The sequence below is a fragment of the Phenylobacterium sp. genome (assembly GCF_041913825.1).
GTDB lineage: Bacteria > Pseudomonadota > Alphaproteobacteria > Caulobacterales > Caulobacteraceae > Phenylobacterium.
In genome coordinates, this window is record NZ_JAYSEO010000012.1 from 123737 (window position 1) to 139932 (window position 16196).

The 16196-nt window shown below is 72.0% G+C and carries 16 protein-coding genes; 9 read left to right on the plus strand and 7 right to left on the minus strand.

The window, feature by feature from the left end; all coding sequences use genetic code 11:
* Nucleotides 1-14 precede the first annotated feature (14 nt).
* The 3 genes from ACE3Q8_RS12290 to secG form a co-directional block, all read right to left on the minus strand.
* A complete protein-coding gene (locus tag ACE3Q8_RS12290; RefSeq protein ID WP_374470557.1) occupies nucleotides 15-350 on the minus strand; it encodes an MmcQ/YjbR family DNA-binding protein in 336 nt (111 codons plus the stop codon).
* Nucleotides 351-373: 23 nt separating this feature from the next.
* Nucleotides 374-2014, minus strand: coding sequence for a CTP synthase (locus ACE3Q8_RS12295; RefSeq protein WP_374470558.1), 1641 nt, complete (start codon nucleotides 2012-2014; stop codon nucleotides 374-376).
* Nucleotides 2015-2076: 62 nt separating this feature from the next.
* Nucleotides 2077-2532: a preprotein translocase subunit SecG gene (gene secG / locus ACE3Q8_RS12300; protein WP_374470559.1), complete on the minus strand. Its 456-nt coding sequence runs from the start codon at nucleotides 2530-2532 to the stop codon at nucleotides 2077-2079.
* A gap of 118 nt (nucleotides 2533-2650) precedes the next feature.
* Between secG and ACE3Q8_RS12305 the strand changes: the two genes are divergently transcribed.
* Nucleotides 2651-3190, plus strand: coding sequence for a GNAT family N-acetyltransferase (locus ACE3Q8_RS12305; protein WP_374470560.1), 540 nt, complete (start codon nucleotides 2651-2653; stop codon nucleotides 3188-3190).
* Here the strand turns inward: ACE3Q8_RS12305 and ACE3Q8_RS12310 are convergent.
* Both ACE3Q8_RS12310 and tpiA read right to left on the minus strand, forming a co-directional pair.
* Nucleotides 3187-3894 (minus strand): isoprenylcysteine carboxylmethyltransferase family protein, encoded by a 708-nt coding sequence (locus tag ACE3Q8_RS12310; protein WP_374470561.1) that lies wholly within the window; start codon nucleotides 3892-3894, stop codon nucleotides 3187-3189. The two genes, ACE3Q8_RS12305 and ACE3Q8_RS12310, sit on opposite strands and share 4 nt — an antisense overlap.
* A 62-nt stretch (nucleotides 3895-3956) precedes the next feature.
* The gene (gene tpiA, locus ACE3Q8_RS12315) at nucleotides 3957-4700 is read right to left on the minus strand and encodes a triose-phosphate isomerase (protein WP_374470562.1); all 744 of its coding nucleotides are present in this window, start codon (nucleotides 4698-4700) and stop codon (nucleotides 3957-3959) included.
* 125 nt (nucleotides 4701-4825) lie between these two features.
* On the opposite strand from tpiA, the gene ACE3Q8_RS12320 reads away from it, so the two are divergent.
* The 3 genes from ACE3Q8_RS12320 to ACE3Q8_RS12330 all read left to right on the plus strand — a co-directional run bounded on the left by ACE3Q8_RS12320 (nucleotide 4826) and on the right by ACE3Q8_RS12330 (nucleotide 8975).
* Nucleotides 4826-6751 carry a SurA N-terminal domain-containing protein gene (locus tag ACE3Q8_RS12320; protein WP_374470563.1) on the plus strand — a complete coding sequence of 642 codons (1926 nt, stop codon included), beginning with the start codon at nucleotides 4826-4828 and terminating at the stop codon, nucleotides 6749-6751.
* Complete coding sequence (gene trpE / locus ACE3Q8_RS12325; RefSeq protein ID WP_374470564.1) at nucleotides 6748-8280, plus strand: anthranilate synthase component I; 1533 nt, start codon at nucleotides 6748-6750, stop codon at nucleotides 8278-8280. The genes ACE3Q8_RS12320 and trpE overlap by 4 nt, the downstream gene beginning before the upstream one ends.
* 83 nt (nucleotides 8281-8363) lie before the next feature.
* Nucleotides 8364-8975 (plus strand): hypothetical protein, encoded by a 612-nt coding sequence (locus ACE3Q8_RS12330; RefSeq protein ID WP_374470565.1) that lies wholly within the window; start codon nucleotides 8364-8366, stop codon nucleotides 8973-8975.
* Nucleotides 8976-9107: 132 nt separating this feature from the next.
* On the opposite strand, the gene ACE3Q8_RS12335 is transcribed toward ACE3Q8_RS12330, so the two are convergent.
* On the minus strand, nucleotides 9108-9293 hold the full coding sequence (locus tag ACE3Q8_RS12335) for a hypothetical protein (protein WP_374470566.1): 186 nt from the start codon (nucleotides 9291-9293) through the stop codon (nucleotides 9108-9110).
* An 81-nt stretch (nucleotides 9294-9374) separates the two neighbouring features.
* Here ACE3Q8_RS12335 and ACE3Q8_RS12340 point away from each other — a divergent pair, with 81 nt between their 5' ends.
* From ACE3Q8_RS12340 to lexA, 4 genes are all read left to right on the plus strand, one after another.
* Nucleotides 9375-9965 carry an aminodeoxychorismate/anthranilate synthase component II gene (locus ACE3Q8_RS12340; RefSeq protein ID WP_374470567.1) on the plus strand — a complete coding sequence of 197 codons (591 nt, stop codon included), beginning with the start codon at nucleotides 9375-9377 and terminating at the stop codon, nucleotides 9963-9965.
* A gap of 11 nt (nucleotides 9966-9976) precedes the next feature.
* Nucleotides 9977-10996, plus strand: coding sequence for an anthranilate phosphoribosyltransferase (gene trpD, locus ACE3Q8_RS12345; RefSeq protein ID WP_374470568.1), 1020 nt, complete (start codon nucleotides 9977-9979; stop codon nucleotides 10994-10996).
* Complete coding sequence (trpC, locus tag ACE3Q8_RS12350; RefSeq protein ID WP_374470569.1) at nucleotides 10993-11784, plus strand: indole-3-glycerol phosphate synthase TrpC; 792 nt, start codon at nucleotides 10993-10995, stop codon at nucleotides 11782-11784. The genes trpD and trpC overlap by 4 nt, the downstream gene beginning before the upstream one ends.
* A 124-nt stretch (nucleotides 11785-11908) precedes the next feature.
* Complete coding sequence (gene lexA, locus ACE3Q8_RS12355; protein WP_374470570.1) at nucleotides 11909-12598, plus strand: transcriptional repressor LexA; 690 nt, start codon at nucleotides 11909-11911, stop codon at nucleotides 12596-12598.
* Here lexA and ACE3Q8_RS12360 read toward each other — a convergent pair.
* Complete coding sequence (locus ACE3Q8_RS12360) at nucleotides 12592-14628, minus strand: ComEC/Rec2 family competence protein (protein ID WP_374470571.1); 2037 nt, start codon at nucleotides 14626-14628, stop codon at nucleotides 12592-12594. The two genes, lexA and ACE3Q8_RS12360, sit on opposite strands and share 7 nt — an antisense overlap.
* A gap of 154 nt (nucleotides 14629-14782) precedes the next feature.
* Here ACE3Q8_RS12360 and gltX point away from each other — a divergent pair, with 154 nt between their 5' ends.
* Nucleotides 14783-16189 (plus strand): glutamate--tRNA ligase, encoded by a 1407-nt coding sequence (gltX, locus tag ACE3Q8_RS12365; RefSeq protein WP_374470572.1) that lies wholly within the window; start codon nucleotides 14783-14785, stop codon nucleotides 16187-16189.
* Nucleotides 16190-16196: the final 7 nt, after the last annotated feature.

Here is a 16196-nt window from a genome sequence, read left to right on the forward strand (position 1 = left end):
AACCGGCCCGGGTTTCAAGCGGGGCTTGAGCCCTTCACCAGCCGTTTCGGCGCGACGCTCGCCCAGGCCAGCCGCATCAGCCCCGGAAGGCGCTCGGGCGCGAGCTTCTCGTAGTCCACGAAGGTCGCGCCGTTCCGGCCCCAATGGCCCGGGACGGGCTGGATGGCGTCCCCGTCGGACAGGTTGTGCTGATCCTCCGGATCGAGCTTCAGCATGATCCGCGGCCGGTCGGCGTGGAGCGTGCAGAAGATCTTCTTCGCCACCCGGAACGAGGCCTTCTCGAAGTGCGGCTCCTCGTAGGCCTCCGGCTGGGCCAGCGCTTCGCGGCGGATGTCGTCGGCGGTCAGCATGGCCGTCCTCGCCCCATCGCCGGCTAGACCAGCCGGCTCCGCTCCTTGGCCGCGCCGATGAAGCTGGCGAACAGCGGGTGCGGGTCGAACGGCCGGCTCTTCAGCTCGGGGTGGTACTGCACGCCCACGAACCACGGGTGGTCCGAGCGCTCGCAGATCTCCGGCAGCACGCCGTCCGGCGACAGCCCGGTGAACTTCAGGCCGGTGTTCTCGATCCGCTCGCGGTAGCTGATGTTCACCTCGTAGCGGTGCCGGTGGCGCTCGGCGATGGTCTGCGAGCCGTAGATCTCCGCCACCTTCGAGCCGGGGGCCAGCACCGCGTCGTAGGCCCCGCAGCGCATGGTGCCGCCGAGTTCGCCGCCCGCCTGGCGGACTTCCTTCTCGTTGCCGCGCACCCACTCGGTCATCAGGCCGACGATCGGCTCCGATGTCGGGCCGAACTCCGTGGACGAGGCCTGCTTGATGCCGGCCAGGTTCCGGGCCGCCTCGATCATCGCCATCTGCATGCCGAAGCAGATGCCGAAGTACGGGATCTCGTGCTCGCGGGCGAACTTCACCGCCCGGATCATGCCTTCCGAGCCGCGCTCGCCGAAGGCGCCGGGCACCAGCACGCCGTGCACCCCGGTCAGCCGCTCGCCGATCAGGTCCTCGTCCTTCTCGAAGGCCTCGCCCTCGATCCAGTCGAACCTCACCCGCACGTTGTTGGCCACGCCGCCGTGGATCAGAGCCTCGACCAGCGACTTGTAGGCGTCCGTCAGCCCCGTGTACTTGCCGACGATGGCGATGTTCACCTCGCCGTCGGGGTGGCTCAGAGTGTGCGAGATCTGCTGCCAGCGGCTCAGGTCGGGGGCCGGCGCCGTGTCGCGGATGCCGAAGACGTCCAGCACCTCGGTGTCCAGCCCCTGGGCGTGGTAGTCCAGCGGCACGGCGTAGATGTTGGCGCTGTCCATCGCCTGGATGACCGCGCTCGGGCGCACGTTGCAGAACTGGGCGATCTTGCGCCGCTCGCCTTCCGGGATCGGCTGCTCGCAGCGGCAGAGCAGGATGTCCGGCTGGATGCCGATCGACCGCAGCTCCTTCACCGAGTGCTGGGTCGGCTTGGTCTTCATCTCGCCGGCCGTCTTGATGAACGGCAGCAGCGTCAGGTGAATGTAGCAGGCGTGGCCGCGCGGCAGCTCCTGGCCGAGCTGGCGGATCGCCTCGAAGAACGGCAGGCCCTCGATGTCGCCCACCGTGCCGCCCACCTCGATCAGAACGAAGTCGACGCCCTCGCCCGGGTCCGACAGGACGAAGTCCTTGATCTCCCCGGTGACGTGCGGGATCACCTGGACCGTGGCGCCGAGGTAGTCCCCGCGCCGCTCCTTCTCGATGATCGTCTTGTAGATCTGCCCGGTGGTGATGTTGTCCGCCCGGGTGGCGTTGACGCCCGTGAACCGCTCGTAGTGGCCGAGGTCGAGGTCGGTCTCAGCGCCGTCGTCGGTCACGAAGACCTCGCCGTGCTGGTAGGGCGACATCGTCCCCGGATCGACGTTCAGATACGGGTCGAGCTTGCGGAGGCGGACCTTGTAGCCACGTGCCTGGAGGAGCGCGCCGAGGGCGGCGGACGCGAGACCTTTACCAAGGGAAGAGACCACGCCGCCGGTGATGAAAATGTACCGGGCCATGGGCGTTCAGATTAGCCGTGATTCGCCTGGGCGACTCAGTCGGCCGTTCGATTCATCCACCGTTACTGTTGGGGCGCGGGCGCGGCGGGCTGGCCGGCGGCGGGGGCGGCCGGCTCGCCGGCGACGAAGGGGTTGCGGACGGTCGGCGCCGGCGCGGTGATCGGCGCGGGCTGGCCGGCGCTGGGCGCGCCGGGGGCCGGGGCGCCCGCCGGGGCGTTCTGGGCCGGCAGGTTCAGGCTGTCCGGGTCGATGGCGTTCACCTTCAGCCGGTCGACGACCGAAGAGGCGCCGCGCTCGCGGCCGGCGAGGATCGTCAGCAGCAGGGCGATGACGAAGAAGCTGATGCCGAGGATCCAGGTGGTGCGGGTCAGCAGGTCGCCCGCGCCGCGCGCCGTCATGAAGCCCGAGGGGCCGCCGCCCATGCCCAGCGCGCCGCCCTCGGAGCGCTGCAGCAGCACCACGCCCACGAGGGCCAGGCTGACGAGGATCTCGATGACCAGGAGGATGGTGAGCAGCATGCGAGCTTCTGAGCGTCCGGTGCGTCCGGGCGGTGACACCGCCCTGAAATGAAGGGCGCGCTCTATCACCGAGCTTACGCCAAGGCCATACCTAGGACGTCGCAGCCACGTGGCAAGAATGATTCTCGACCTGCAGCGCCTCCCGATCCTGGAGACCGAACGCCTTCGCCTCGAGCCGCTCAGCCCGGACGACGCCACGGACGTCTTCACCATCGTCGACGATCCCGAGGTGATGGCCGAGCTCGACTTCCCCGAGATCGACGATCCCGACCTGGTGGCCGAGGTGGTCCGCAGCCAGGTGGAGGCCATGCACGCCGGCCGCGCGGTGCACTGGGCCATGCGCCGCCTGGGCGACGGGGCCTTCGTCGGCGCCTGCGACCTGCGGGACATCGACCGCCGCCGCCGCCGGGCCGAGGTGGTCTTCATGCTGGGCCGCGGGGCCTGGGCGGAGGGCTTCGCCGCCGAGGCCCTGGGCGCCGTCACCGCCTATGCGGCGACCAGCGGCCTGCGCAAGCTCTCGGCCCGCACCCACCTGGGCAACCGCCGCTCCGAGGACCTGCTGCACGCCCTCGGCTTCAAGGAGGAAGGCCTGGTCCGCGGCCCGATCCTCAAGGACGGCGACCGCCGCGACTGCCGCCTCTTCGGCCTGACTCTCTAGATCACGAACGGGACCAGCCGGGCGCGGACCCGCCGGGCATAGTCCTCGTAGCCCGGCAGGTTGGACCGCAGCCACGCTTCCTCGATGTGCATCCGGGCCAGGGTGAAGCCGACCATCACCAGCACGCCGGCCAGAGCCGCCGTGCTCCCGAGCCACAGCGCCGCGCCCGCGAACGACAGCAGGTTGCCCGCATACAGCGGATGCCGGACGACGCCGTAGAGGCCGCTGTCGACCACACGCTGCCCGTCGGCGAGCTGGTCCTGCACGGTCGGCGCCGCGAACCGGTTCTGCGCCACCGCCAGCAGCGCCACCGCCGAGCCGACGGCCACCGCCGTCAGCCCGACGAGCCTCAGCGGCCATGCCGGCTCCGGCAGCAGGCGTAGCCAGAACACGTCCAGCGGGATGAACACCGCCCAGCCGGCCAGGTAGACCGCGTAGATGAGCGAGCCCACTGCATCGAGCCGCGGCTGCTTGCGGCCCTTCTCGGCGATCACGCCCTGCTGGCGGACGTCGAAGCTGGCCGGCCGGTAAACGGCGATCAGCACATAGCCGACCGCGGCCAGGCCGCCGTACGCCGCCAGGAACAGCCAGCCCGCCGGCCACCGCCAGCTCCCGCCCGGCGCGAGCCCGGCCGGCACGAGCAGCAGCCCCGCCAGGATCGCCACATAGATCACCGACGCCACGAGGCTCTTGATCACCCGCATCGCCGCCTCCCCTGAAGCCTGGCCTCAGGGAACGACGTTCTGAGCGGCCTGGCAACCGGCGCTCAGACGGCCCGCACGATGGCCAGGAAGTCGGCGGCCTTCAGCGAGGCCCCGCCCACCAGCGCCCCGCCCACCTCGTCGGCGTGCAGGATCTCGGCCGCGTTGCCCGGCTTCACCGAGCCGCCGTAGAGGATCGGCGCGGACTTGCCGTGCTCGCCGAACAGCTCGACCAGGGTCGCGCGGATCGCCCGGTGGACCTCCTCGATCTCGGGCGTGGTGGGCGTCAGCCCCGTGCCGATGGCCCACACCGGCTCGTAGGCCACGGAGAAGGTCTGGCCGGCCAGCTCGGCGGGCAGCGATCCCCTCACCTGCCCGGTCACCACCTCCAGCGCCCGGCCGGCCTTGCGCTGCTCCAGCGTCTCGCCGACGCAGACGATGGGCTCCAGCCCGGCCCGCAGCGCCGCGCGCGCCTTGTTGGCCACCACCTCGTCGGTCTCGCGATAGCCCTCGCGCCGCTCGGAGTGGCCGAGGATCACCAGCTTCGCGCCGGCGTCGGCCAGCATCTCCCCGGAGATGTCGCCGGTAAACGCGCCGGCGTCGTCCCAGTGCGCGTCCTGGCCGCCCACCAGCACCTTGCCGCCGGCCAGCGCCTGCGCCATCCGGTGGATCAGGATCGACGGCGGGCAGATCGCCACCCGCGCGGGGCAGTCGCCCACCCCCTCGGCGATCGCCTGCGCCTCGGCCAGCGAGGCGGAGGTTCCGTTCATCTTCCAGTTCCCGGCGATCAGGGGCGTCGGAGCGGTCATTTGGCCTCACTTTTGTCCACTGGCGCGGGCGGTTAAGCCAAGCCGCCGCCGCTGTCACCTGCTTGCGGGGACGAAGCGGCCTCCACTATACCCGCGACCAAGTCTGCGCCCGGGAAAGGGATTTGATGCTCGCCGCCATTCGCAACTTCGCGAAATCCTGGGTCGCCGCCGTCCTCATCGGCCTGCTGATCGTCAGCTTCGCCATCTTCGGCATCAACGACGTGTTCCGCGGCAACTTCCAGGACTCGGTGGTCCAGGCCGGCGACCGGCACGTCACCTCCGCCGACTTCCGCCGCGAGTTCGACGCCCAGCGCCGCCGCCTCGAGCAGCAGTCGGGCCAGCCGATCCCGCTGGACTTCGCCGTCGAGCGGGGGCTCGACCGCCAGGTCCTGCAGGTGGTCGCCGATCGCGAGGCCTTCGCGGCCCTGCTGGCCAAGATGAACCTCAAGCCGTCGGACAAGCTGGTGGTGGACGAGATCGCCAAGATCCCGGCCTTCTTCGACCCGGTCTCCGGCCGCTTCGACAAGACCGCCTACCAGCGCCAGCTCGCCCAGAACAACTTCACCGTCGAGCAGTTCGAGCAGATGGCGCGCGACGACATCGCCGCCCAGATGGCGCTCACCGGCATCGTCGCCGGGGCCCGGGCGCCGCGCGCCATGTCGGCGCTGAACGCCCTCTACGGCCTGGAGCAGCGCGACGTCGCCTACTTCAGCGTCACGCCGGCCATGATCGGCCAGGTCGCCGCCCCCACCGAGGCGCAGCTCCAGGCCTTCATGCGCGAGAACGCCCAGCAGCTCACCCGCCCCGAGTTCCGCGTGCTCACCGTCGTGCGCTTCACCCCGGCGCTGGCCGGCGCCCTGCCGCCGATCCCGGACGAGGAGCTGCGCAAGCGCTACGAGTTCCGCAAGGACACCTTCTCGACGCCCGAAACCCGAACCGTCGTCCAGGTCCCGGCCCGCGACCAGGCCACCGCCCAGCAGGTGGCCGCCCGCCTCCAGCGCGGCGAGGATCCGCAGGCCGTGGCCGGTTCGTTGAAGGTCGACGCGATCACCTACGACAACCGCCCAAAGACCGCGATCCCCGACCGCCAGGTGGCCGACACGGCGTTCCGCCTGCCGGCCGGCCAGGTCGCGCCGGTGCAGAGCAGCCTCGGCTGGCAGGTGGTGAAGGTGCTCTCCGTCACCCCGGGCCGCGAGGTCAGCCTCGAGGAGGCCCGGCCGGTGCTCGAGGCCGAGATCCGCAAGGACCAGGCGACCGAGAAGGTGCTGGCCCTGACCCAGGTCTACGAAGAGGCCCACACCGCCGGCGGCAACCTCGCCGAAGCCGCCCGTAAGGCCGGCGTGCCGACCATGACCGTGGGCCCCGTCTCCCAAGGCGGCCGCGACGAGCAGAACCAGCCCGTGGCCGGCCTGTCGCAGAAGCTGGTGGAGACCGCCTTCGGCCTGCCGTCCGGCGGCGAGAGCGACCTCGTCGAGGACGGCGACGGCCAGTACTTCGCCGTCCGCGTGGAGCGGATCATCCCGCCGGCCCTGCCGCCGCTCGATGCGGCGCTGCGCGCCGAGCTGACCCGCGTCTGGACCGGCCGCGAAACGCTGCGCCGGATGCAGGCCCGGGCCGACGAACTGGCCGCCCGCGTCCGCAAGGGCGAGGTGATCGACGCCGTGGCCGGCTCGGTGGGCGCCCGCGTCAGCCGTGTCGCCGGCCTCACCCGCCAGTCGGCCGCCCAGAACCAGCAGCTCTCGCAGGACGTCATGGGCCAGGCCTTCACCGTGAAGCCGGGCGAGGCCTTCACCGCCCGGGACGTGCAGTTCGCCATGGCGGTCGGCCGGCTCGAGGCCGTGCGGCCCGGCGACGCGGCGCTCGCCGCCCAGATCACCGAGTTCGCCCGCGACCAGATGAGCATGGGCCTGTTCCGCGAGCTGGAGGAATCCGCCCGCGCCGGCGCCCGCCGCGCCATGAAGGTCAAGGTCGACGAGGCCCGCGCCCGCACCGCGCTCGGCCTCGAGGCCCCCGAGGCGCCGGCCGGCAAGGCCGCGGGGAAGGCGAAGTGAAGGCGGAGCCCGAGTTCGCCGCCTTCCAGGCGCGCTACGACTCCGGCGCGCCCCAGCTCGTCTGGACCCGGCTGATCGACGACCTCGAGACGCCGGTCTCGGCCTATCTGAAGATCGGCCACGGCCGCCCTTACGCCTTCTTGTTCGAGAGCGTCGAGGGCGGCGCCTTCCGCGCTCGCTACTCGATCATCACCCTCAACCCCGACCTCGTCTGGCGCTGCCGCGGCGACCAGGCCGAGGTCGCCGAGGGCGAGGACATCGCCGCCGGCCGATTCACCGCCCAGCCGGGCGGCGCCCTCGACAGCCTGCGCGACCTGGTCGCCGCCTCCCGGATCGAGCTTCCGGCCGGCCTGCCGCCTCCGTCGGCCGGCGTGTTCGGCGCGATCGGCTACGACATGATCCGGCTGGTGGAACACCTGCCCGACGTTCCGCCCGACACGCTCGGCCTGCCGGACGGCGTGCTCACCCGCCCCTCGATCGTCGCCATCTTCGACGCCATCGCCCAGGAGATCCTGCTGGTGACGCCGGTGCGCCCGAACGGCGCCTCGGCCGAGCAGGCCTACGCCGCCGCCGAGCAGCGCCTGGCCGGTGTCATGGCCGACCTGCGCAAGCCCACGCCGCCCCTGACCGGCGACGGCGTGCCCGAGCCGGACCGCTTCACCACCCCGGTCAGCCGCGAGCGCTACCGGGAGTTCGTCGGCCGGGCCAAGGACTACATCCGCGCCGGCGACATCTTCCAGGTCGTCCCCAGCCACCGCTTCCGCAGCCCGTTCGACCGCGACCCGTTCGCCCTCTACCGCTCGCTGCGGCGCATGAATCCCTCGCCGTTCCTGTTCTATCTGAACTTCGGGGACTTCCAGCTCGCCGGCTCCAGCCCGGAGATCCTGGTCCGGTTGCGCGACGGGAAGATCACCATCCGCCCGATCGCCGGCACCCGTCCCCGCGGCGCGACGCCTGCCGAGGACGCCGCCCTCGAACAGGAGCTGGTCAACGATCCCAAGGAGCGCGCCGAGCACCTCATGCTGCTCGACCTCGGCCGCAACGACGTCGGCCGGGTCGCCATGCTGAAGCAGGCCGGCGCGAACGAGCCCCAGGCCCGGCCCCGCGGTCCCCGCGTGCGGGTCACCGACAGCTTCTTCGTCGAGCGCTACAGCCACGTCATGCACCTGGTGTCCAACGTCGAGGGCGACGCCCCCGAGGGTCTGGATCCGGTCGACGTGGTCATGGCCGCCCTGCCCGCCGGCACGCTCTCTGGCGCGCCCAAGGTCCGCGCCATGGAGATCATCGACGAGCTGGAGGTCGAGAAGCGCGGAATTGGTTACGCGGGTGGCGTTGGGTATTTCGGCGCCGACGGCTCGGTGGACACCTGCATCGTGCTCCGCACTGCGCTCTTCAAGGACGGGACGATGTACGTCCAGGCCGGCGGCGGCGTGGTCGCCGACTCCGACGCCGACGCCGAATACGACGAGACGCTCCACAAAGCCCGCGCGCTCCGCCGCGCCGCCGAGGAAAGCTGGCGCTTCGTCTGAGCGCCTCGTGGGAAAGGGGCGCACTTCAACAGATCCCACCCAAAAACTTGCCTTGCGGCGATTTTCATGTTCTCCTTTCGTTCATGTCGTCGCCCACACCCCTTCCGGAGGATCGGCACTCGGCCGTGCTGGCCGAGCTGGCGGCGATGAGCCTCACCCTGGCCCGCGACCTGCAGAACCGCGCTCTGGAGGCCGAGAGCGTCGCCGACGCCACCCGCCTCGCCGCAGCCTTCCAGCAGGTCTCCCGGGGGCTGCGCCAGACGCTCGCCCTCGAACTGAAGGTGATCCGCTACCGCGACGAGCTCGCCCGCGAAGCCGCCGCGGCCGATGAGGAGTGCGCCGCCGTCGAGCGGATGCTCGCGGAAAACCACGCCGAGGCGGTCCGCCGCCGAGGCGAGCAGATCCGCAGCCGGGTCAGCCACGCCATCTGGTTCGAGGAGGAGGACCTGTCCTCCGACGAGCTGCCCGAGGGCTTCGAGCCTCCCGAGGATCCGGAGGCCCTGGCCGAGGCGCTCGACCGCTGGGTGGAGGCGGCCATGCGACGCGGCGATTTCCTGCGTACCGATTACGTCGACCTCGTCTTCGAGGCCTGCGAAGCCATCGGCGCCGACGTTCGCGTGCTCTATGAGACCCGCGAGCCCACCCGCGCCGCGCCGGCGGCCCGGCCCCCGCCCGGCCCCGCCGACTCCAGCTAGGCCAAACGCCCCTCCTCTCACCCCGCGAAGCGGAGAGGGATGGGGCCAGCGGCGTCGGCGTTCATTCAGATCCACCGCCAGGCGGGCCGGCTCACCGGCCGCGCCTCGCGCGCCGTGCGCGCTTCGCGCCCCCTACTCCACCCCCTCGACGGAATGGCTCACGACCGGCGGGGCGAGGATCATGGCGGTGGCGAAGCTGAGCGCGGTGAACGCCGCGAGGGCCGCGGCGGCGACGACCGGCCAAAGGCGCTCCTTCCGCGCGGGCGGCGCGGTCAGCTTGCGGGCGCGCTTCAGGGCCTCGATATCCAGGGCGGACATGGCCGCGCAGGATCGACGGAGTCGCGCTTCCGGCCAATCGGCGCGCTTGGCGTCCGCGCCCTCAGACCGTAGAGAGTTCGCATGATCCTGGTGATCGATAACTACGACAGCTTCACCTACAACCTCGTCCACTACCTGAACGAGCTGGGGGCGGAGACGGTCGTCCACCGCAACGACGCGCTGAGCGTCGCCGAGGCCCTGGGGCTGAAGCCGCAGGGCGTGCTGCTGTCGCCGGGCCCCTGCACCCCGAACGAGGCCGGCATCTGCCTCGACATCCTGAAGGCCGCGCCGGACGACCTGCCGATCTTCGGCGTCTGCCTCGGGCACCAGGCCATCGGTCAGGCGTTCGGCGGCGAGGTGATCCGCGCCAAGGCGCTGATGCACGGCAAGACCAGCCAGATCCACCACACCGGCCAGGGCGTGTTCGCCGGCCTGAAGAACCCCTTCACCGCCACCCGCTACCACTCGCTCTCGGTGGAGCGGCAGGTGCTGCCGGACGTCCTCGAGGTCACCGCCTGGACCGAGGACGGCGAGATCATGGGCGTGCAGCACAGGACGCGGCCGATCCACGGCGTCCAGTTCCACCCCGAATCGATCGCCACCGAGTGCGGCCACGAGCTGCTCGCCAACTTCCTCGACATCGCCGGCGTGAAGCGCCTGGCCACCGCCTGATCGCCTGACGGATGTCCGACCTCTTCAAGCCGCTGCTGCAGCGCCTGGCCGACGGCGCGACCCTGTCCGATGAGGACGCGGACGACTTCTTCGCCGCCTGCCTGCGCGGCGAGCCGACGCCGGCGCAGGTCGGCGCGGCGCTCACCGCCATGCGGATGCGCGGTGAGACCATGGGCGAGATCGCCGCCTGCGCGCGCGCCATGCGCCGGGCCGCCATCCACATCGAGCCGGGCTTCCCGACCATCGACGTGTGCGGCACCGGCGGCGACGGCCTGCACACCCTCAACATCTCCACCGCTGCGGCCTTCGTGGCGGCGGGCGGCGGGCTGAAGGTCGCCAAGCACGGCAACCGCGCGCTCTCCTCCAAGTCCGGCGGGGCCGACGTCCTCTCGGAGCTGGGCGTGAACCTCGCCGCCCCGGCCGAGACCCACCTCAAGGCGCTGGAGGAGGCGAACATCTGCTTCCTGTTCGCCCCGGCCCACCACGGCGCCATGCGCCACGTCTCGCCGATCCGCACCGAGCTCGGCTTCCGGACCATCTTCAACCTGCTGGGCCCGCTGACCAACCCGGCCGGCGCAAAGCGGCAGGTGGTCGGCGTCTTCGCCGAGCGCTGGGTCTCGCCGCTCGCCCAGGTGCTGGGCGCGCTGGGCGCCGAACGGGCCTGGGTCGTCCACGGCGGCGGCATGGACGAGATGACCACCACGGGCGAGACCAGCGTGGCCGAGTACCGCGAGGGCCAGGTTCGCCTCTTCACCATCACGCCGGAGGCGGTGGGCCTGCCGCGCGCCGCGCTGGCCGACCTCACCGGCGGCACGCCGGCCGAGAACGCCCGTGCGCTTCGCGGCCTGCTGGCGGGCGAGACCGGTCCCTACCGCGACGTGGTGCTGCTGAACGCGGCCGCGGCCTTCCTGGTGGACGAGAAGGTCGAGACCCTGCGCCAGGGCGTCGAGTACGCCGCCCAGGTGGTGGACGACGGGCGCGCGCTCGGCGCCCTCGACCGGCTGGTCGAGATCACCAAGACCTACGCATGAGCGACATCCTCGACCGCATCGCCGCCTACAAGCGCGACGAGGTCGCCGCCCGCAAGGCCGAGCGCACCCTCGACATGGTGGAGGCAGCCGCCAGGGCCGCGCCGGCCCCGCGGGGCTTCAAGGCCGCCCTGAAGCGCGCCCACGGCCCCGGCCGCCTGGCCCTGATCGCCGAGATCAAGAGGGCCTCCCCCTCGAAGGGCCTGATCCGCGAGGACTTCGACCCGCCGGCGCTGGCCCGCGCCTACGAGGCCGGCGGCGCGGCCTGCCTGTCCGTCCTCACCGACGGCCCGAGCTTCCAGGGCGCCGACGCCTTCCTCGCCGCCGCGCGTCAGGCTTCCGCCCTGCCCTGCATCCGCAAGGAGTTCCTGGTCGATCCCTGGCAGGTGGCCGAAAGCCGGGCGCTCGAGGCCGACGCCATACTGGTGATCCTCGCCATGGTCGACGACGCGCTCGCCGCCGAGCTGATGGCCGAGGCGCGCCGGCTCGGCATGGACGTCCTGGTCGAGACCCACGACGAGGCCGAGATGGACCGCGCCGGCCGCCTCGGCGCCGACCTCGTGGGGGTCAACAACCGCGACCTGCGGACCTTCACCGTCGACCTCGCCATCACCGAGCGGCTCGCCGCCCGTGCGCCCGACGGCGCCCTGCTGGTCACCGAGAGCGGCATCTTCACCGCCGCCGACGCCGCCCGCCTGGAACGCTCCGGCGCCCGGGCCATGCTGGTCGGCGAGAGCCTGATGCGCCAGGCCGACGTCGCCGCCGCCACCCGCGCGCTGCTCGCCGCCTGAGTCGGCCCGGCGCCTGCTGGAAAAGCGCTGCAGTTTCAGCAGGCTGCGGGGTAACTTGACATTAACGAAGAACACCTAGAGAACATCGATCAGGTTTTCGCTTTGTTCTTCAAGGGCCGGCGCCATGCTCACCCGCAAGCAGCACGAACTGCTCATGTTCATCCACGAACGCATCAAGGAGACCGGCGTGTCTCCCTCGTTCGACGAGATGAAGGAGGCCCTGGACCTTGCGTCGAAGTCGGGCATCCACCGGCTGATCACGGCGCTCGAGGAGCGCGGCTTCCTCCGCCGCCTGCCCCACCGGGCCCGGGCGCTGGAGGTGGTGAAGCTGCCGCAGCAGGCGACGACGGCCGCCCCGCCCAAGGGCCGCGCGCCCTTCAAGCCGCAGCTCGTCGAGGCCGGCGCGGTCATGCCGACCGCCGCCAACGACACCCGCGAGCTGCCGATCCTCGGCAAGATCGCCGCCGGCACGCCCATCGAGGCGATCCAGCAGGAGCGTGACCGCCTGCCGGTGCCCGAGGCGATCCTCGGCGCGGGCGAGCACTTCGTCCTCGAGATCTCGGGTGACTCGATGATCAACGCCGGCATTCTCGACGGCGACTTCGTGGTCATCCGGCGCACCGACAGCGCCCAGTCCGGCGACATCGTCGTGGCGTTGGTGAACGGCGAGGAAGCCACCCTCAAGCGCCTCCGCAAGAAGGGCGCCTCCATCGCCCTGGAAGCCGCCAACCCGGCCTACGAGACCCGCATCTTCGGGCCCGACCAGGTGTCGGTGCAGGGCCGCCTCGTGGGCCTGATCCGCCGCTATCACTGACGGCGCGGGTCGGGTCCCCAGGTCCAGGGCCGGCGTCCGCGCAGGTCCTGCGCCCAGACGACCCGCCAGGAGCCGTCGGCCTGCCGGTAGAGTTCGGCCGCGCCGCCCTTCCGGAAGTCCTCGCCTGAGAGGACCAGCGACGCCCGGCAGGCCGCCGGGCGTTCGTCGTTGCGGATGACCAGCACCTCGGCGCTGGCGCACATCGCCTCGATGCGCCCCGGCTTCAGCGGCCGCTTCAGGTTCCAGGCGTTGGCCAGCCGGACCGGCCCATGGGCGCCCGGCAGGCAGCTCCAGCGGTCGCAGGCGTAGGCCTGGGCCGGCGCCGGCTCCGGCGTCAGCCCGCGCCGCCTCGCCCACAGCCCGGCGCCGAACAGCTTCGCGTCGGGCCGCAGCAGCAGGGCCGTCTGCCCCTGCCGCACCGCCGCCGTCGAGCCGTCCGCGGCGATCCAGGCGTCCGGCGCCACAGGCTTTGGGACCAGCAGCACGGCGAGCGCGAACGGCGCTCCCGCCCATCGGAGCGGCCCCTTCCACAGGCAGAGCCACAGGATCCCAAGGAACGCCGCCACCAGGGTCCAGGCCGCCCCGCTCGGGACCACGAGCTGAGCGTTGGGCGCCGCCGCCGCCGTGGCCGCCACCCGGTTCATCAGCTCGATGGCGAACCCCGCCGCCGCCAGCGGCGCGTCGCCCAGGCCGATTGGCGAGAGGGTGGCGCCGAGCGCCAGCGCCGGCATCATCAGGAAGGACGAGATCGGCGCCACCGCCAGGTTGGCCGCCAGTCCCCAGGTGGAGACCCGGTTGAAGTGCTGCATGGCGAAGGGGCCGGTGGCGAGGCCTGCCACCAGGCTGGCGGCCAGGCTGATCGCCACCCACGCGCCGATGGCCTGCACCGCCCGGATCGGCCAGGGCGCATTGATCTCCTTCACGGGCCTGGGCCACCGCTCGGCCAGCGCCACCAGCGCGGCGGTGGCGGCGAAGGACATCTGAAATCCCGGCTCGGTGACCGCCTCCGGGTGCATCAGCATCACCGCCATGGCCGCCAGCGCGAGCGCATGCAGGCTGATGGCCTGCCGGTCCACGAGGATCGCCAGGAACGCCACGCCGGCGGTCACCGCCGCCCGCTCCGCCGGCGGCGGCGCGCCGGAAAGCACCAGATAGCCGCCCACCGCCGCCAGGCCGACCACGGCGGCCACCTTCTTGCCGCTGACCCTGAGCGCCAGCCACGGCCAGGTCGCGATCGCCAGCCGTGCGGCGGCGAAGGCGAAGCCGCCGACGATGGCCATGTGCAGGCCGGAGATGGAGACGATGTGCGCCAGTCCCGCCGCCCGCAGGTTCTCGGCCTGCTCGCGCGGGATGAAGGCCTCGTGGCCCGTCGTCATCGCGGCCGCCAGCCCGCCGGTCTCGGCTCCCAGCTCGTCGACGATCCGCCGCGACAGGGCCCAGCGCACCGCGTTCACCTGCATCTGCAGGCGCAGTCGCCACGGCGGCTCCCGCCCCGCCTCCCAGGTGGCCGGCGGGGTGAGGGCCAGGCCGACGGCGCCCACGCTTTCGAAGAAGGCGTCGCGGGCGAAGTCGTAGGCCCCGGGGCTCGCCGGCGGCGGCGGCGGGTTGACGATGGCCAGCAGCCGCACCGGCGCCCCTGGCGATGGGATCGGCGTCCCGGGCCGCAGCGTCACCCGGATGCGGATGGGCGTGGCGCCGGGCGCCCAGTCGCCGATCCGCGACGGCGCAATGAGCAGCCGCTGGCCGCCCTCGCCCGGGCTCGCCACGTCCACCACCCATCCCTCGACCCGCTGCGGCACCGCCTGAGCCGGCGCGATCGGCGCCCAGACCCGCTCCGTGCGCACCTTGCCCATGCCGAACCCGCCCAGGCCGCAGGCGGCCAGCACCAATGCCGCGGTCAGCAGCCGCCTGTTCGAGCGGCCGGCCGCCGCCAGCAGGATCGCGGCGCCCGCCAGGGCGGCCCAGGCGACGCCGGGCAGCGGCTCCCGCAGCAGGGCGAAATAGAGGGCTGCGCCGAGGCCGAACGCCACGGGCGTCCACAGCGTCCAGCGGTCCGCCTGCGCGCCGGCCTGGGCGAGAAGCCAGGCTCCGGCTGCGGCAAGGCTAGGACCGCGGCGAATCCGCGTGCTAAGAGGCGCCGCCCAGGCGCCCCGCGCCGCAGCCTCCCCAGTCTCGCTGATCCCGATGTCCGACCGTCCCGTCGTCACCCGTATCGCCCCGTCCCCCACCGGCATGATGCACATTGGCACGGCCCGGACGGCGCTTTTCAACTGGCTTTATGCCCGCCACACCGGCGGCAAGTTCCTGCTGCGCATCGAGGACACCGACCGCGAGCGCTCCACGGCCGAGGCCGTGCAGGTGATCTTCGACGGGCTGAAGTGGCTCGGGCTCGAGGCCGACGAGACGCCGGTGTTCCAGTTCGCCCGCGCCGACCGCCACCGCGAGGCCGTCGAGGAGCTGCTGGCCAGCGGCGCCGCCTACAAGGACTACATGACGCCCGAGGAGCTCGAGGCCGAGCGCGAGGCGGCCCGCGCCGCCGGCCGCGTCGTGCGCTCGCCCTGGCGCGACCTCAGCCCCAACGACGCTCCCGACCGCCCCTTCGTGGTCCGGCTGAAGGCGCCGCAGGACGGCGAGACCATCGTCCACGACCAGGTGAAGGGCGACGTCCGCTTTCAGAACCAGAACCTCGACGACCTGATCCTGCTGCGCACCGACGGCACGCCGACCTACAACCTGGCCGTCGTGGTCGACGACCACGACATGGGCGTCACCCACGTGATCCGCGGCGACGATCACCTGAACAACGCGGCCCGCCAGACCCTGATCTACCAGGGCCTCGGCTGGGATGTGCCGGTGTGGGCGCACCTGCCGCTGATCCACGGGCCGGACGGGGCCAAGCTGTCGAAGCGCCACGGGGCCCAGGCGGTGAGCGAGTTCGACGCCATGGGCTACCTGCCGGAGGCCATGCGCAACTACCTGGCCAAGCTCGGCTGGGGCCACGGCGACGACGAGATCTTCTCGGACGACGAGGCCATCGCCTGGTTCGACATCAAGGACGTGGTGAGCGCGCCGGCCCGCCTGGACTGGGACAAGCTCAACCACCTCAACAACCACTACATCCGTCAGGCCGAGCCCGCCCGGCTCGCCGGGCTGGTGGCGGAGATCCACAAGAGCCGCGACTGGAAGATCCGCGAGGCCGACCTGCCGGTGCTCGAGCAGGCCATTCCGCTCGTCCGCGACGGCGCCAAGACCCTGCTCGACCTCGCCGACGCCACCGTCTTCGTGCTGAAGCAGCGTCCGCTCGAGCTGCCCGAGAAAGTGCAGGGCCTGCTCAGCGACGAGACCCGCGGCCGCCTTTCGCGCCTGCGGGAGAAACTCGGGGCCGAGGCCGACTGGTCGGTCGCCACCCTCGAGCAGGCGATCCGCAGCTTCGCGGAGTCCGAGGGCGTGGGCATCGGCAAGTTCGGCCCGGCGCTGCGCGGCGTCCTGTCGGGCGGCTCGCCTGCGCCGGACCTTGCCGGAACGCTGGTATCGCTTGGAAAAGACGAAAGTCTTGGCCGGCTTGACGATGCGCTTTCACCGGGCGCGTAAACCGCTA

Excerpts from the sequence above, each read along its gene's own strand:
- ACE3Q8_RS12290 (WP_374470557.1), bottom strand. The coding sequence starts at position 350 with ATGCTGACCGCCGACGACATCCGCCGCGAAGCGCTGGCCCAGCCGGAG.
- ACE3Q8_RS12295 (WP_374470558.1), bottom strand. The coding sequence starts at position 2,014 with ATGGCCCGGTACATTTTCATCACCGGCGGCGTGGTCTCTTCCCTTGGT.
- secG (WP_374470559.1), bottom strand. The coding sequence starts at position 2,532 with ATGCTGCTCACCATCCTCCTGGTCATCGAGATCCTCGTCAGCCTGGCC.
- ACE3Q8_RS12305 (WP_374470560.1), top strand. The coding sequence starts at position 2,651 with ATGATTCTCGACCTGCAGCGCCTCCCGATCCTGGAGACCGAACGCCTT.
- ACE3Q8_RS12310 (WP_374470561.1), bottom strand. The coding sequence starts at position 3,894 with ATGCGGGTGATCAAGAGCCTCGTGGCGTCGGTGATCTATGTGGCGATC.
- tpiA (WP_374470562.1), bottom strand. The coding sequence starts at position 4,700 with ATGACCGCTCCGACGCCCCTGATCGCCGGGAACTGGAAGATGAACGGA.
- ACE3Q8_RS12320 (WP_374470563.1), top strand. The coding sequence starts at position 4,826 with ATGCTCGCCGCCATTCGCAACTTCGCGAAATCCTGGGTCGCCGCCGTC.
- ACE3Q8_RS12330 (WP_374470565.1), top strand. The coding sequence starts at position 8,364 with ATGTCGTCGCCCACACCCCTTCCGGAGGATCGGCACTCGGCCGTGCTG.
- ACE3Q8_RS12335 (WP_374470566.1), bottom strand. The coding sequence starts at position 9,293 with ATGTCCGCCCTGGATATCGAGGCCCTGAAGCGCGCCCGCAAGCTGACC.
- ACE3Q8_RS12340 (WP_374470567.1), top strand. The coding sequence starts at position 9,375 with ATGATCCTGGTGATCGATAACTACGACAGCTTCACCTACAACCTCGTC.
- trpD (WP_374470568.1), top strand. The coding sequence starts at position 9,977 with ATGTCCGACCTCTTCAAGCCGCTGCTGCAGCGCCTGGCCGACGGCGCG.
- trpC (WP_374470569.1), top strand. The coding sequence starts at position 10,993 with ATGAGCGACATCCTCGACCGCATCGCCGCCTACAAGCGCGACGAGGTC.
- lexA (WP_374470570.1), top strand. The coding sequence starts at position 11,909 with ATGCTCACCCGCAAGCAGCACGAACTGCTCATGTTCATCCACGAACGC.
- gltX (WP_374470572.1), top strand. The coding sequence starts at position 14,783 with ATGTCCGACCGTCCCGTCGTCACCCGTATCGCCCCGTCCCCCACCGGC.